Source organism: Kitasatospora sp. NPDC028961 (assembly GCF_055564815.1).
Genome location: NZ_JBVHVO010000005.1, coordinates 289,527 through 305,449, shown reverse-complemented (window position 1 = coordinate 305,449; position 15,923 = coordinate 289,527). Strand labels below are relative to the sequence as shown.

The window sequence follows — 15,923 nt, the reverse complement described above, 5'->3', positions numbered from 1 at the left end:
GCCGCGACGCCTCAGTGGCGCTCGCGCACCTTGAGCTCGAACCAGACGCCCTTGCCGCGCGGCAGCAGATCGGCGCCCCAGCGGTCGGCGAGGTCGTCGACGACCTTGAGCCCGCGCCCGTACTCGTTGATCGGCAGCGGCTCGGCCATGATCAGACAGGGCAGCGCCCGCGAGGAGTCCCGCACCTCGACCCGCAGCCAGCCGGGCTTGCGCGACACCTGGACGCCGATGGTCCGCCCGGCCGCGTGCCGCACCGCGTTGGCCACCAGCTCGCTGGTGAGCAGCTCGCCGATCTCCAACTGCTGGTGCAGCTCCCAGGACTCCAGCACCGAGAGCACCAGCCGGCGGGCCAGCGGCCCGGACTCCGGCCTCGACGGCAACCGCATCTCGCCCGGTGCCGACTGGTCGCACAGCCTGCCGAAGTACATCCGCTCCAGCTCCTCGGAGCTGAGCCGCTCCAGGGCCGCCAGCGCGTCCTGGAAGCACATCCACGATGCCTCAGCGACCAAGCTCGACCCAGGAAGTGATGACTGATCTGTTTCGCCCCAACCCGCCATGCGGTCCATCATTGCGGAACGCAAGCGGCCGCGTACGGACAATGAGCAAACGATCACTACCCGCTCGGCATATGCCGGGTGCAACCCGGGCCGGGTGCGCGTCAAGCCCGGGTTGCCGCAAACCGCCTCCTACCAGGCACTCCAGGCCAGGTTCCAGCCGCTGAGGCCGTTGTCCGGAGCCACCGTGCCGCGCGAGGAATTCTGCACCGTCACGATGTCGCCGATCAGCGAGCCGTCGTAGAAGGTGCCCGCCGAGGTGCCGTCGCCGCCGCCCTTGACGTCCTTGAGGCCGACGCAGCCGTGGCTGACGTTGTCCTTGCCGAAGGCGCTGCTCCAGTAGTTGCCGTGTACGTACGTGCCGGACGTGGTCAGCCGCATCGAGTGCGGCACCTGGAGGTCGTACGGGTCCCCGGTCATCCCGGGCATGCTGCTGGACTGCATCCGCACCACACCCTCCTTGGACATCACCACCATGGTGCCGTTCCAGGTGGGGTGCTCCGTGGAGCCGGAGGTGATGTCGACGACGGAGCTCCTGCCGTCGTTGACCACCGTCATCCTGTGCGTCTTCGCGTCAACCGTCGAGACCTGCGATCGCCCGATCGTGAAGGGCTCGTCCCGGTCCACGCCGCCGTAGACGCCGGGGGCGAGCTCCACGTTCTTCAGCCGGTAGTGGACGGTGACCTTCGTCCCCGGCTTCCAGTACGCCTCGGGGCGGAAGTCCAGCCGGCGGTTACCGAACCAGTGGCCCTTCACCACGGTGCCGTTGTCGGACTCGAAGGTGATGCCCTTGGCGACCGCCTCCTTGTTCTTCACGTCCTTGTCGAAGTCGACCGAGACGATCATGCCGACCCCGTAGGTGGCGTTGTCCTCGACGTTGTCGCTCGCCTTCGCCTCGCGCTCGGGCGTCAGCGTGGTGAAGCCGCTGTCCGCCGAGGCGACCACGCCGTTGGCGTCCGCCGCCATCGCGCTCACCTGGTAGGCGGTGCCGACCGCCAGGCCGGCCGTCGGCGTCCAGCTGCCGCCGTCGGCGGCGATCGTCCCGGCGACCTCCTTGCCGGTCCGGTCGCTCACCTTGACCGTGGTGAGCTTGCCGCCCGCCACCGCGACCTTGAGCGCGCCGCTCGGGGCCACGTCCACCGCGCCGTTCTTCGGCTGGATGTCCAGCACCGCCGCCGACACCTTCGGCGCCGCCGGGGTCGACGCGGGGGCATCGGCCGGCGCCGCCCCGGAGGCCGGTGCCGCTCCGGACGCCGGCCCGGAGGCGGTCGCCGCGACGCCCGCCGCGCCCCCCAGGTCCGCCTTGGCCGCGCTCCCCCCGGCCGCGCCGTCGCCCCCGCCGCACGCGCTGGTCAGCACCAGCGCGCCGCCCATCAGACCGGCGGCCACCACTGTCCGTATCGACCTCATGTCGACTCCTCCCGTTGATCCCGCTCGACCACGAGGGGACTCGACAGATACACGCGCCATCCACCGGAAAGGTTGCGCCATCCGGGCGACGATCACGCCACGAACGACGACCGGCCCGACCCCAACGAGTGAGGATCGGGCCGGTCGTCGTCGAACCGGGACTACCGGGGCTGCCGCCGGGGTAGAGCGTGTGTCGCCGGACCTACCAGTTGGCCCAGCCGATGTTCCAGCCGCCGAGGCCGTTGTCGGGCGCGACGGTCTTCTCCTTGGTGTTCACGATCTTCACCACGTCGCCGACCAGCGAGTCGTTGAAGAACTTGCCCGCCACCGAGGTGTCGCTGCCGCCCTTCTCGTCGGCCATCGAGACGCAGCCGTGGCTCGCGTTGGACTTGCCGAAGGGGTTGGCCCAGTAGTTGCCGTGCACGAAGGTGCCGGAGGTGGTGAGCCGCATCGCGTGCGGGACGTCCTGGATGTCGTACTCGCCGCCGAGACCGACGGTCTGCGAGTTCATCCGGGTGACCTTCTCCTTGGACATGATCACCATGGTGCCGCCCCACGAGGGGGTCGCGTCGGCGCCGAGGGTGACCGGCACCGTGGTGCTCTTGCCGTCCCGGACGGTCGTCATCGTGTGGGCGGCCGAGTCGGCCGTCGAGACCTGGGAGCGGCCGATGGTGAACGGCTCGTCCTTGTCCACGTCGCCGTAGATGCCGGGGGCGACCTCGACGTTCTTCAGCCGGTAGTGGATGGTGACCTTCGTCCCCGGCTTCCAGTACTCGGCCGGGCGGAAGTCCAGCCGCTTGGTGCCGAACCAGTGGCCCTTCACCTCGGTGGCGGCGCCGTCGCTGGTCTCGAAGGTGATCCCCTTCGCCACGGCCTCCTTGTTCTTCACGTCCTTGTTGAAGACCACCGAGACGATCATGCCGACGCCGTAGGTGGCGTTGTCGGCGATGTTGTCGTTCGTGGAGATCGTCTTCGCCGGGGTCAGCGTGGTGAACGAGGTCGTCGACGCCGTCACCAGGCCCTCGGCGTCCTGGGCCTGCGCGCTCACCTTGTAGACCATGCCGACGGCCAGGGGCGCGCTGGGCTTCCAGCCGGAGCCGTCCGGCGTGATCGCCCCGGCGACCGGCTTGCCCTCCTTGTCGGTGACCTCGACGGTGGTGAGCTTGCCGCTCGCGACCGAGACGGCCAGCGCGTTGGTCGGCGAGACGTCCTGGGCACCGTCCTTCGGCTCGACGGTCAGCACCGCGGCCGAGGTCTTCGGCGCCGCCGAACTCTGGCCGGGCGCCGGAGCGCCCCCACCGTTGGCACCCGCCGTGGCGGCCGCGTCACCCCCGCCGCTGCCCCCGTCACTGCCCTTGTCGTCCCCACATGCCGCAGTGAGCAGCAGTACCCCGCCCATCGCGAGCGCCACTGCGCCGCGGCGCATCCGACGGCTGGTGGTTCCTATCGCGGCGTCGTCCGCCAAAACCGGCTTCACGGTTTCTCCCCTCCCGGTGTCCATCCAGATGGACGCGTGTTCGCCCGGACGGGTTGCACCGGACCGGCGATCTTCCGCGCCGGTCTTCGGCGCGGCAAGCAGGATAGCTGGGCCGAATGAGTGAACCCCGGGGGGAGTGCGGTGAATCACAGGTGGAACAGCGGTGAAGACCGGCGGGAGGGTCACCGCCCCGCAGCCGGGGCCGGGGGCCGGTGGCTCAGCGCTCGATCGCGCTGCCCGCGACCCACTGGGCCCAGGGCAGGTTCCAGCCGTTGAACCCGTTGCTCGGCGGGACGGCGTCCCCGGTGGCCGCCTTCACCTCGATCACGTCCCCGGGGATGGTGTGCTCGAACAGCCAGCCCGCCGGGGTGTCCTTGCTCGTCCCGCCCTTGGCGTCGGCCAGGCCGATGCAGCCGTGGCTGGTGTTGGCCGCGCCGAACACCGCCGGGTCGGCCCAGTAGTTCCCGTGGATGAAGGTGCCGGAGGTGGTCAGCCGCATCGCGTGCGGGACGTCCTTGATGTCGTACTCGTCGCCCATCCCGACGGTCTGCGAGTTCATCCTGGTCGTGCGGTACTTCTCGGAGACCACCAGCACGCCCCGGTAGGTGGTGTGCTTCGGGTCCCCGCCGGACACCTTGAGCGTGCGCACCACCTTGCCGCCCGCCCCGGCCCGCACGGTCAGGGTGTGGGCGTCCAGGTCCACCGTGGAGACCTGGGCCCGGCCGACGGTGAACCGGACGTCCTTGGTCTGGGTGCCGAACGCGCCCGGCGCCCCCTGCACGTCCTTGAGCCGCAGCGCCACCGCGACCTTGGTGCCGGCCGCCCAGTAGGCCTTCGGCCGGACGTCCAGCCGCTGGGTGCCGAACCAGTGCGCGGCCAGCTCCACCGGCGGGTCGGCCGTCACCGTCACCGCCCGCTCGACGGCCGCCCGGTCGGTGATCGGGCGGCTGAAGCGCAGCGAGACGGGCATGCCGACGCCGACCGTGGAGCCGTCCTCCGGGGTGAAGAAGGCGACGAAGGTGTGCGCCCGGGCCACCGTCGAGAAGTCCGTGTGCTGGTTCGCCTTCTGGCCCTGGTCGTCCTCGGCCACCGAGTCCAGGGTGTACGCGGTGCCGAGCGGCAGCGGGCCGTTCGGCGCCCAGCTCGCACCGTCCGGGGAGAGCGTCCCGGCCACCTCGGTGCCCTTCGCGTCGGCCAGCCGGACGGAGACCAGCCGGCCCTGGGCCACCGAGACCCGGACCGCGCCGTCCGGCGGGACGTCCTCGGCGCCGTCGGCGGGCAGAGCGGTGATCGCCGCCCGGGAGGGGGCCGGCGGGGCCGTGTGCCCCGGGGCCGCCGCGTCCTGGGCCGGGCCGGCCGCCGGACCGCCCCCGCCGGCGCACCCCGTCAGCACCGCCAGGCTCCACCCCAGCGCTGCCGCACGGCGCGCCCACACCAGTACTCGGGGCCGCATTCCGGGGCCTCCCGCCGTTTCCGTCCGATACCCCGGACAACGAGGGCAATCCCGGCAGGACACGCGGACCGCCGGGTGAACCTCACTCCGGCGGCCCACCACCGGGCGGCCGGCGACCCGGTGGTGGCCGCGGCGCGGGCCCGGGCGGCGTGCCCGAACCGCCCCCGCGGCGCGCGGCCCCCGGCCGCCATCCGCCGGTAAGCCACCGTTCAGCGGCTTCCGATCAGCAGGATCAGGGAAAGAGAAGGTGAACGGGGTCCGGGACACCCCGCCCAGGGAGGGTAGGGCCATGGCGTCAGGGCAGGAGCTGGAAGCCGGAGTGCGGCCGCGCGGCGGTACCGGCACCGAGCCACCGTGGCCCGGCAGCTGGCAGCCGCTCGGCGCCCGTTTCCGCACCGATGCCCAGGGCCGCCAGGGCACCAACTTCGCGCTCTGGGCGGCCGGCGCCGAGGCGGTCGACCTCTGCCTCTTCGACGAGGACGGCCAGGAGAGCAGACACCGCCTCACCGAGCAGAACTTCCAGACCTGGCACGGCTTCCTGCCCGGCGTCCGCCCGGGCACCCGCTACGGCTTCCGGGTCCACGGCCGCTGGGACCCGTGGACCGGCGCCCGGTGGAACCCGGCCAAGCTGCTGCTCGACCCCTACGCCCGGGCCGTCGACGGCTGTTACACCTCCCATGACGCGGTCTGCTCCGCCGTCCGCAACTGGCCCGAGGCCGACGTCGCCGACACCGTCCGGGACAACCGCGACTCGGCCCGCTACGTGCCCAGGTCCGTCGTGGTCCACGACGACGACGACTGGTACGACGACCACCGCCCGAAGACCCCCTGGGCCGAGACCGTGCTGTACGAGCTGCACGTGCGCGGCTTCACCATGCGCCACCCCGAGGTGCCGCCGGAGCTGCGCGGCACCTACGCGGGCCTCGCCCACCCCGCCGCGATCGCCCACCTCACCGGGCTCGGCGTCACCGCCGTCGAGCTGCTGCCGGTGCACCAGTACGCCAGCGAGGACCACCTCCAGGCCCGCGGCCTGAGCAACTACTGGGGGTACAACACCGTCGGCTTCTTCGCCCCGCACGCCGGCTACTCCTCCTCCGGCAGCCGCGGCGGCCAGGTCGGCGAGTTCAAGCGGATGGTGCGCGCGCTGCACGCCGCCGGCATCGAGGTCGTCCTCGACGTGGTCTACAACCACACCGCCGAGGGCGCCGAGCTGGGCCCCGCCCTCTCGCTGCGGGGCATCGACAACGCCGGGTACTACCGGCTGCCGCTGAACCGCCCGCGCGGCTACGCCGACTACACCGGCTGCGGCAACACCCTGGACACCCGGCGGCCGCAGGTGATCCGGCTGATCACCGACTCGCTGCGGTACTGGGTGACCGAGATGGGCGTGGACGGCTTCCGCTTCGACCTCGCCGCCGCGCTCGCCCGCGGCAGCGACGGCGTCGAGATGGACCACCCCTTCCTCGCCGCCGTCTCCCAGGACCCGGTGCTGAGCCGGGTCAAGCTGATCGCCGAGCCCTGGGACGTCGGCGCGGGCGGCTACCAGGTCGGTGGCTTCCCCCCGCTGTGGGCCGAGTGGAACGACAAGTACCGGGACACCGTGCGGGACTTCTGGCGCGGCGCCCGCCCGGACGTCCGCGAGCTCGGCTACCGGCTCTCCGGCTCCTCCGACCTCTACCAGCGCGGCGGCCGGCGCCCCTACGCCTCGGTCAACTTCATCACCGCGCACGACGGCTTCACCCTGCGCGACCTGGTCTCCTACGACCGCAAGCACAACGAGGCCAACGGCGAGGCCAACCGGGACGGCACCGACGACAACCGGTCCTGGAACCACGGCGCCGAGGGGGAGACCACCGATCCGGCCGTCCACGCCCTGCGCCTGCGCCAGTTGCGCAACCTGATGGCCACCCTGCTGCTCTCCACCGGCGTCCCGATGATCACCGCCGGGGACGAGTTCGGCCGCACCCAGCGCGGCAACAACAACGCGTACTGCCAGGACAACGAGATCAGCTGGCTGGACTGGTCCCTGCTGGCCGACCGCGACTGGGCCGGGCTGCGCGACCTCACCGCCCGCCTCGTCCGGCTGCGCCGCGCCCACCCGGTGCTGCGGCAGCGGGCGTTCTTCTCCGGCCGGGCCGCCACCCCCGGCGGCCAGCCGGACCTGGCCTGGTTCACCCCCCGCGGCAAGGAGATGACCGAGGCCGACTGGTTCGCCCCCACGGCCTGCCTCGGGATGCTGCTCTCCGGCACCGCGATGTCCGAACGCGACCAGCACGGACGCCCGTTGCGCGACGACAGCTTCCTGCTGCTGCTCAACACCGGCCCCGACCCGGTGGCCTTCACGCTGCCCGGCGAACCCTGGGCCGCGCCGGACGCGCGGTACGAGACGGTGCTGGACACCGCGAGCGAGGAGAACGGCCCGCTCCCCTCCCCGGACACCGCCCTGCTCGGCGGGCACTCGCTGCGCCTGCTGCGCGCACCCGCCCCTCGCTGACCCCCGCACCCCACGCGTCCCGGCCACCGGTGGCCGGTTCTCGACGACAGGTGCGAAAAACCTGATGAGAAATGACGCGGGCCCGACCTACGCTCACGGCGATGGCCGAGAACCAAGCCCCCGCCCCCACGTCCGCCCACCGGTCGACGGTCCGCTCGCTGCTGCGCCTGTGGCCCTACGCCCGCGCGATCCGCTGGCGGCTGACCGCCTCGGTCGCCGCCGCGCTGTTCGCCGCGCTCAGCGTGCTGCTCGTCCCGATCGTTCTCGGCCGAATCGTCGACGGACCGATCACCGACCACGACGTCGGCGCGCTCTGGCCGCTGATCGGCCTGCTCCTGGCGCTCGGGCTCTTCGAGGCGGCCCTGTTCTACGCCCGCCGGGTCATCCTCGCCAAACCCCTGGCCGGGGTGGAGACGGCGATGCGCGGCGACCTCTTCGCCCGGCTGCAGCGGCTGCCGATCTCCTTCCACGACCGCTGGGGCTCCGGCCAGTTGCTCTCCCGGGCGACCTCCGACATGTACACCATGCGGCTGTTCCTGGCCTTCCCGCTGGTCTTCCTGATCGTCAACACCGCGACCTTCCTCGCGGGCACCGCCCTGATGTTCACCCAGGACTGGCGGCTGGCCCTGATCGTGCTGGCGCCCTCCGTCCCGCTGATGGTGCTGACCCGGCGGTTCGAGGCCGGCTACTCCGGCGCCGCCCGGCTCGCCCAGGACCAGAACGGCGACCTCGCCACCGTGATCGAGGAGTCCATCCTCGGCATCCGCATCCTCAAGGCCTTCGGCCGCCACCGGTCGATGGCCGACCGCTTCCGGGCCCGGACGCACGACCTGCGCCGGACCGAGCTGCGCAAGGCCGGCCTGCTCGCCAACCTCTGGGCGGTCATCGTCGGCCTGCCCGAGCTGGCCCTCGGCTGCGCCCTCGCGGTCGGCTGCTACCTGGTCGCGCACGACGAGCTGAGCACCGGCACCCTGGTCGCCTTCCTCTCCACCGCGCTCGCGCTGCGCTGGCCGGTCGAGTCGCTGGGCTGGCTGCTCGCCTACGCCAACGAGGCCGCCACCGCCGCCGACCGCTTCTTCGAGGTGCTGGACGAGCCGCTGCCGGACGACGACACCGAGCCGGCCCCGGCCGACGCCGCCGACACCACGGCCACCGCCACGACGCCGGGCGCCGCCCCCGACGGCATCCGGCTCACCGGCGTCCGCTTCCGCTACCCGGACGCCCCGCCCGACACCCCCGACCTGCTCCGGGGCATCGACCTGCACATCCGCAGCGGCGAGACGATGGCCCTGGTCGGTGCCACCGGCAGCGGCAAGACCACGCTCACCGCGCTGCTCCCCCGGCTGTACGACGCCACCGCCGGCACCATCACGCTGGACGGCCGCCCGATCCGCGAGCTGTCCCGCGAGCGGCTGCGCGAGCTGGTCTCGGTCGCCTTCGAGGAGCCGACCCTGTTCTCCGCCACCGTCCGGGAGAACGTGCTGATGGGCGCGCCCGGCGCCGGCCCCGAGCAGCTCGCCGCCGCACTGGCCACCGCCCAGGCCGGCTTCGTCGAGAAGCTGCCCGACGGCGCCGGGACGGAGGTCGGCGAGCAGGGCCTCAGCCTCTCCGGCGGCCAGCGCCAGCGGCTGGCGCTGGCCCGCGCGGTGGTCGGCGCCCCGGCCTTCCTCGTCCTGGACGACCCGCTCTCCGCGCTGGACGTGCACACCGAGGCGCTCGTCGAGCGGGCCCTGCGGCAGGTGCTCGGCTCCACCACCGCGCTGGTGGTGGCCCACCGGCCGAGCACCGTGCTGCTCGCCGACCGCGTCGCGGTGCTCTCGGACGGCCGGATCGAGGCCGTCGGCACCCACCAGGAGCTGCTGCGCAGCTCGGCGCGCTACCGCGAACTGATGTCGGGCGACGCCGCCCTGGTACCGGAGAGGGGCGCCGCCCGATGACCACCACGCTCGAACCCGCCGAGAAGTCGGCGAAGTCCACGGAGGCGGCGAAGGCCGCGCCGGAGGAGGAGCTGCCCGCGCCCCCGGCCGACGAGGAGGACATCCCCGTCCCGCCCGGCGCGCCCCGGGCGCTGCTGCGCGCGCTGCTCGGCCCGCACCGGGCCCGGATCACCGTCGCGATGGTGGTGATCCTGCTCCAGCAGGCGGCGCTGCAGTCCGGTCCGCTGCTGGTGGCGATCGCCATGGACCGGGGCATCCCGGCACTGCGCGACCACGACGCCGGCCCGCTGGTCGCGGTGATCACCGCCTACCTCTCCTGCGCGCTGATCAGCACCGTGCTGCAGTGGGCGTTCATCAAGATCAGCGCCCGGATCAACCAGGACATCCTGCTGGAGCTGCGCGGCCGGATCTTCCGGCACGCCCAGCGGCTCAGCCTGGACTTCCACGAGCGGTACACCTCGGGCCGGATCATCTCCCGCGCCACCTCCGACGTGGACGCGCTGCGCGAGCTGCTCTCCGAGGGCCTCCAGGAGCTGCTGACCGTCTTCCTCTCGGTCTTCTACATCTCGGTGCTGCTGCTGGTGATGGACTGGCGGCTCGGCCTGGTCTCGCTGGCCTCGTTCGTCCCGCTGTTCCTGATCGCCCGCTCGTTCCGGAGCCGCTCCCGCCGGGTCTACCGCCGCTCGCGCACCTCGGCCGCCTCGCTGATCGTGCGCTTCACCGAGACCATGAACGGCATCCGCCCCGTCCAGGCCTTCCGCCGCGAGCGGGCCAACGACGCCGCGTTCTCCGTGGTCAACCGGCAGTCGGCCGCCGCCACGGCGGACGGCCTGCTGGAGATCGCCCGCTACGTCGGCCTCTCCCGCGCCACCGCGAACGTCTGGAGCGCCGGTGTGGTGCTGCTCGGCGCCTTCCTGGTCACCGACGGCGCGGTCGAGCTCGGCGTGCTCACCGGTTTCGTGCTCTACCTGCGCCGCCTGTTCGACCCGATCGACCAGCTCGCGATGTTCCTGAACAGCTACCAGTCGGCCGCCGCCGCCCTGGAGAAGATCGCCGGCCTGCTCGCCCACGAGCCGACCGTCGCGGAGCCCGCCGAGCCGAAGGAGCTCCCGGCCCAGCGGTCCACCGCCGCGGCCAAGGGGCGCGAGGTGCACTTCGAGAAGACCGCCTTCGGCTACCGCTCCGGCAAGGAGGTGCTGCCCGCCTTCGACCTGGTCCTGCCGGCCGGCCAGACCGTGGCCGTGGTCGGGGCGACCGGCGCGGGCAAGTCGACGGTCGCCAAGCTGCTGGCCCGCTTCTACGACCCGACCGACGGCCGGATCAGCCTCGACGGGGTGGACCTGCGCGACCTCGCCACGCCGGAACTGCGGCGCGGGGTGGTCATGGTGACGCAGGAGTCGTTCCTGTTCTCCGGCACCGTCGCCGAGAACATCGCGATCGGCCGTCCGGGTGCCTCCCGCGCGGAGGTCGAGCAGGCCGCCCGGGACATCGGCGCGTACGAGTTCGTCGCCGCGCTGCCGGAGGGCTTCGACACCGATGTGCGCAAGCGCGGCGGCCGGATCTCGGCCGGCCAGCGCCAGCTGGTCGCCTTCGCCCGAGCGCTGCTGGCCGACCCGGCGGTGCTGATCCTGGACGAGGCGACCAGCTCGCTGGACGTGCCCGGCGAGCAGGCCGTCCAGCGGGCGATGCGCACCGTGCTGGCCGGGCGGACGGCCGTGATCATCGCCCACCGGCTCTCCACCGTCGAGATCGCCGACCGCGTCCTGGTGATGGACCAGGGCCGGATCGTCGAGGACGGCACCCCGCAGGAGCTGATCGACGGCTCCGGCCGCTTCGCCGAGCTGCATCAGGCCTGGCGGGACAGCCTGGTCTGACCGCGCCGCGCGGGTAATAGCCTCTAGGCCCTTTCATCCATTACCGAAAGGGCCTAGAGTCGTTCCCGGGACCGACCGGGCCGCACCGGCCCGCACCGGTCCGCAGGCCGACGACCTAGGGAGCGGACGTGACCGACCGGACGCACTGGCAGGACTGGCAGCGCAGCTGGGACCGCCAGCAGGAGTGGTACCTGCCCGACCGCGAGGAGCGGTTTCGCGCCATGCTGGACGTCGTCGAGGCGGTCGCCGGCCCCGAGCCGCGCGTCCTCGACCTGGCCTGCGGCACCGGCAGCATCAGCGAACGACTGCTCGCCCGGCTGCCCGGCGCGGTCAGCGTCGGCGTCGACCAGGACCCGGCGCTGATGGCCATCGCCCGCGGCATCTTCGCCGACGAGCCCCGGTTCACCCTGGTGACCGCCGACCTCAAGGACCCGGACTGGGCCACCCGGCTCCCGCCCGGCCCGTTCGACGCCGTGGTGACCGCCACCGCCCTGCACTGGCTGCCCACCGACGACCTCGTCCGGCTGTACGGGGACCTCGCCGAGCTGGTCCGCCCCGGGGGCGTCTTCCTCAACGCCGACCACACACCCGAGTCGACGATCCCGCTGCTCACCGCGGCCGACGAGGCCTTCCAGCAGCGGCGCCAGGAACGCGAGCGGGCCGACGGCGTGCTCGACTGGGCCGGCTGGTGGGCGGCGGCCGCGGCCGACCCGCTGCTCGCCGAGGAGGTCGCCGCCCGCAACGCGCTCTACGGCTCGCACGCCCAGGGCGACGTGCACCCCGCCGACTGGCACACCGCCCGGCTCGTCGAGACCGGGTTCCGCGAGGCCGGGGTGGCCTGGCGCTCCGTCACCGACTCCCTGGTCGCCGCCGTCCGCTAGGCCCCGCCCGGCCGGGCGGGGTGGGGAGAGCCGGACCGACCGGCCCTCCCCACCCGTTCAGCGCAGCAGCCCCGCGTCCATTCCGGTGGATTCCGGCGGCAGCGCCACCAGGCCCAGCTCGGCCGGCGAGGCCAGCCGCGGATGGGCAGGCAGCACCCGGACGGTGTACCCGAACGGGCCCGTCCGGCAGAGCTCCAGCGAGCCCTCGTAGCGGGTGCGCCCGTCGAGGTCCGGCCCGCCGACCGGCTTGAGGGCGAGCAGGCAGGCGTCCGAGATGCCGTCCGACTCGTCCACCCGGCCGGAGACCACCTGCACCTCCACGTCACCGGGCTCCAGCGCGCCGAGCGCGACCTGCACCCGCAGCGCCAGCGAGCTGCCCAGCTCCTGCGCCTCGTCCGGGCACTCCGCCTCGACGTGCTCGACCCGGACGGCCGGCCAGGCCTCCCGGACCTTGGCCTTCCAGCCGGCCAGCTCGCGGGCCCCCGCGTACGGGCCGGTCACCGGCCCGCCGGGCACCGCCGCCGCCAGCTCCCGCTGGGCCAGCGCCGCCGGGGTGTACAGCCGCTCGACGTACTCGCGGACCATCCGCCCCGCCAGCACCTTGGGCCCGAGGGTGACCAGGGTGTGCCGGACCATGGCGATCCAGCGGTGCGGCAGCCCGTCCGCGCCCCGGTCGTAGAACCGGGCGGCCACCTGGTGCTCGATCAGGTCGTACAGTGCGGCGGCCTCGATGTCGTCCCGCCGCTCGGCCTCGCCGCTCTCCGGGTCGAGGACGCCGGCGCTCTCGTCGGCGGTGGGGATCGCCCAGCCGTTCTGGCCGTCGTACCACTCGTCCCACCAGCCGTCCAGGACGGACAGGTTGAGGCAGCCGTTCAGCGCGGCCTTCATCCCCGAGGTGCCGCAGGCCTCCAGCGGGCGCAGCGGGTTGTTCAGCCAGACGTCGCACCCCGGGTAGAGGTGGCGGGCCATCGCCATGTCGTAGTCCGGCAGGAAGACGATCCGGTGCCGGACGGCCGGGTCGTCGGCGAAGGCGACCATCTGCTGGATCAGCCGCTTGCCGCCGTCGTCGGCCGGGTGGGCCTTGCCGGCGACCACGATCTGCACCGGCCTGGTCGGGCTCAGCAGCAGGGCGCGCAGCCGCTCCTGGTCGCGCAGCATCAGGGTGAGCCGCTTGTAGGAGGGCACCCGGCGGGCGAAGCCGATGGTGAGCACGTCCGGGTCGAGCACCGAGGAGACCCAGCCGAGCTCGGCCTCGCCGGCGCCGCGCTGGCGCCAGGAGGCGCGCAGCCGGTGGCGGGCCTCGTCGACGAGCTGGGCGCGCAGGCTGCGGCGCAGCTCCCAGATCTCGCTGTTGCCGATCCGCTCCAGGCCCGTCCAGCGCTTGGCGTCCCCGGTGGTCATGGCGTCCTCGGCGCGGTCGGCGCCGATCTCGGCGGCGCCGAGCCGGACGACCGCCGGGTCGATCCAGGTCGCCGCGTGGACGCCGTTGGTGACCGAGGTGATCGGGACGTCCGCGGCGTCGAATCCCGGCCAGAGTCCGTTGAACATGGACCGGCTGACCTCGCCGTGCAGGGTCGAGACGCCGTTGGCGCGCTGGGCGAGCCGCAGGCCCATCGCCGCCATGTTGAACAGCTTCGGATCCCCGCCGCGCCAGGTCTCGGCGCCGAGCGCGAGCACCTGGTCGGCCGGGACGCCGGGCAGTGCCGCGTCGCCGCCGAAGTGGCGGGCGACCAGGTCCCGGTCGAAGCGGTCGATGCCGGCCGGGACGGGCGTGTGGGTGGTGAACAGGGTGCCGGCCCGGACGGCCTCCAGGGCGGCGGCGAAGTCCAGACCGGGCTCGGCCGGACCGTCGGTGATCAGCTCGCGGATCCGCTCGATCCCGAGGAAGCCGGCGTGGCCCTCGTTGGTGTGGAAGACCTCGGGCGCGGGGTGGCCGGTGAGCCGGCAGTAGGCGCGCACCGCACGGACGCCGCCGATGCCGAGCAGCATCTCCTGGAGCAGCCGGTGCTCGCTGCCGCCGCCGTACAGGCGGTCGGTGACGTCGCGCTCGGCGGCCGAGTTGGCCTCGATGTCGGAGTCGAGCAGCAGCAGCGGCACCCGCCCGACCTGGGCCCGCCAGACGTGCGCGGCGAGGGTGCGGCCGCCGGGCAGCGCGAGGTCGATCCGGCAGGGGGTGCCGTCACTCTCCCGGAGCAGCGTGACGGCGAGTTCGTCCGGGTCGAGGAGCGGGTAGCGCTCCTGCTGCCAGCCGTCCCGGTTGAGGGACTGCCGGAAGTAGCCGTGCCGGTAGAACAGCCCGACGCCGATGATCGGCACGCCGAGGTCGCTGGCCGCCTTGAGGTGGTCGCCGGCCAGGATGCCGAGGCCGCCGGAGTACTGGGGCAGCGCCGCGGCGATGCCGTACTCGGGCGAGAAGTAGGCGATGGCGGTGGGCTGCGCGGCATCGGCGACCGGTTGGTCGAGGCCGTGCTGGGCGGCCTGGTACCAACGCGGTCCTGCCAGGTACTCCCGCAGGTCGTCGGCGAGGTCGCCGAGTCTGCGCAGGAACCGGCGGTCGGTGGCCAGCGCGGCGAGCCGCGCGGCCGGGACCTCGCCCAGCAGGCGCACCGGGTCCTCCCCCGTGGCCGCCCAGACCTCCGGGTCCACGGACCGGAAGAGGTCCCTGGTCTCGGGATGCCAGGACCAGCGCAGGTTGAGGGCCAGCTCGTGCAACGGCTGGAGTTGTTCGGGCAGGACAGTGCGGACGGTGAATCTGCGGATTGCCTTCACGGCGTGAAGCGTAGCCCCGGCGGCTGTCATGAGGGTGCGTCAAGTGGACTATTGAGCCTCCGTTCGGGCTATTGATGAGATCGCATTCGGCGCATTGGGCTGCACAGGGGGCGCGCGCGGCGCACGTTCCGGCGGATCGCGCTACCAATGCGTGAACATTGCGGAACAGATCCATTTCCACCGGCGGAGCCGCCCCGGACAAAGCCCGAAACTACTGTCGTACCGCTGCAAAAGTCCGGTCGCCGGTGCGACTATGAACCAAGGTCGTGGATGCTGCGGGGAGTGCGGCGACGGGTGGCGCCCTCCTTGAAGCAGCACGTCCGAATCCTTTTCGCGTTGATCGATTCCCAACCTCCTTAGCCCATTCGGCGCTCACCGCGCGCCGCCGCGTGTCCTGGGACTCGGCCTGCTCGTTCACGGGTGGGTTGGGTCGCCCAGGGGCGTGCCCCGAGAGGCGTGCGCCGGGACGCGCGCGGGCTCTCGGGCGCCCCGCCAGGGGCTCGGCGGGAGCGGGGCAGGTTGCCGGGGACGGCGGCGCGGGCAGGCTTCCGGTCGCACGTCCTCCCCACCCAGCAGTCCTCCCGGTACTCCCCCCGGCCGGCCCGGCCCGCGGGAGCTGCCGCCGATCTCGGGCAGGAGTTTGGCATGCACGGCGACACGCGGGACCAGTCCACACCGGTGGCCGAAAGCCACGACGCAGCGGTCGCGGAATCCGCCGGACGGATGGATTCTGACACTCGGACAGACGCGGCGATGCCGGGACCCCGGGGCGCCGCGGCCGACCGTCCGGAGCAGCCGTCCGAACCGGCCCGACAACCCGGGACCGAGGAGAGCCGGCCGGCGGCACCCCGCAGGCGCACCACCACGCGTCGCACCGCCGCCACCGGCGCCGAGGTCACCACCGCCGGCACCGGGACGATCGCCGGCTCCGGAACGGGCGCCGCCGCGAAGGCCGGCCCGGCGCCCCGGCGGGCACCCGCCCGCACCACGGCCGCCGGCGGGTCCGCGACCGGACCCGCCGCCAAGCCGGCCGCCAAGACCGCCGCCAAGACCCCAGCCCGCAAGCCAGCCGCC

At 73.2% G+C, this 15,923-nt stretch carries 9 protein-coding genes; 4 read left to right on the top strand and 5 right to left on the bottom strand.

Annotated elements, in window-relative coordinates:
- Positions 1-11: 11 nt before the first annotated feature.
- The 4 genes from ACZ4UX_RS13625 to ACZ4UX_RS13610 form a co-directional block, all read right to left on the bottom strand.
- On the bottom strand, positions 12-488 hold the full coding sequence (locus ACZ4UX_RS13625) for an ATP-binding protein (RefSeq protein WP_465706714.1): 477 nt from the start codon (positions 486-488) through the stop codon (positions 12-14).
- Between the two features lie 198 nt (positions 489-686).
- Positions 687-1,964, bottom strand: coding sequence for a L,D-transpeptidase (locus ACZ4UX_RS13620; RefSeq protein ID WP_465706713.1), 1,278 nt, complete (start codon positions 1,962-1,964; stop codon positions 687-689).
- 202 nt (positions 1,965-2,166) lie between these two features.
- The gene (locus ACZ4UX_RS13615) at positions 2,167-3,390 is read right to left on the bottom strand and encodes a L,D-transpeptidase (protein ID WP_465706712.1); all 1,224 of its coding nucleotides are present in this window, start codon (positions 3,388-3,390) and stop codon (positions 2,167-2,169) included.
- A 268-nt stretch (positions 3,391-3,658) separates the two neighbouring features.
- Positions 3,659-4,894, bottom strand: a complete 1,236-nt coding sequence (locus ACZ4UX_RS13610; RefSeq protein WP_396488493.1) for a L,D-transpeptidase — start codon at positions 4,892-4,894, stop codon at positions 3,659-3,661.
- A gap of 289 nt (positions 4,895-5,183) precedes the next feature.
- Between ACZ4UX_RS13610 and glgX the strand changes: the two genes are divergently transcribed.
- From glgX to ACZ4UX_RS13590, 4 genes are all read left to right on the top strand, one after another.
- Entirely contained in the window at positions 5,184-7,388 is a 2,205-nt protein-coding gene (gene glgX, locus ACZ4UX_RS13605) for a glycogen debranching protein GlgX (RefSeq protein ID WP_465706711.1), read from the top strand.
- 101 nt (positions 7,389-7,489) lie between these two features.
- Positions 7,490-9,325, top strand: a complete 1,836-nt coding sequence (locus ACZ4UX_RS13600; protein ID WP_465706710.1) for an ABC transporter ATP-binding protein — start codon at positions 7,490-7,492, stop codon at positions 9,323-9,325.
- On the top strand, positions 9,322-11,199 hold the full coding sequence (locus ACZ4UX_RS13595; protein WP_465706709.1) for an ABC transporter ATP-binding protein: 1,878 nt from the start codon (positions 9,322-9,324) through the stop codon (positions 11,197-11,199). The genes ACZ4UX_RS13600 and ACZ4UX_RS13595 overlap by 4 nt, the downstream gene beginning before the upstream one ends.
- Positions 11,200-11,327: 128 nt before the next feature.
- Positions 11,328-12,080, top strand: coding sequence for a class I SAM-dependent methyltransferase (locus ACZ4UX_RS13590; protein WP_465706708.1), 753 nt, complete (start codon positions 11,328-11,330; stop codon positions 12,078-12,080).
- 57 nt (positions 12,081-12,137) lie between these two features.
- Here ACZ4UX_RS13590 and glgP read toward each other — a convergent pair whose 3' ends face one another.
- Positions 12,138-14,849, bottom strand: a complete 2,712-nt coding sequence (gene glgP, locus ACZ4UX_RS13585; protein ID WP_359803090.1) for an alpha-glucan family phosphorylase — start codon at positions 14,847-14,849, stop codon at positions 12,138-12,140.
- Between the last annotated feature and the right edge of the window lie 1,074 nt (positions 14,850-15,923).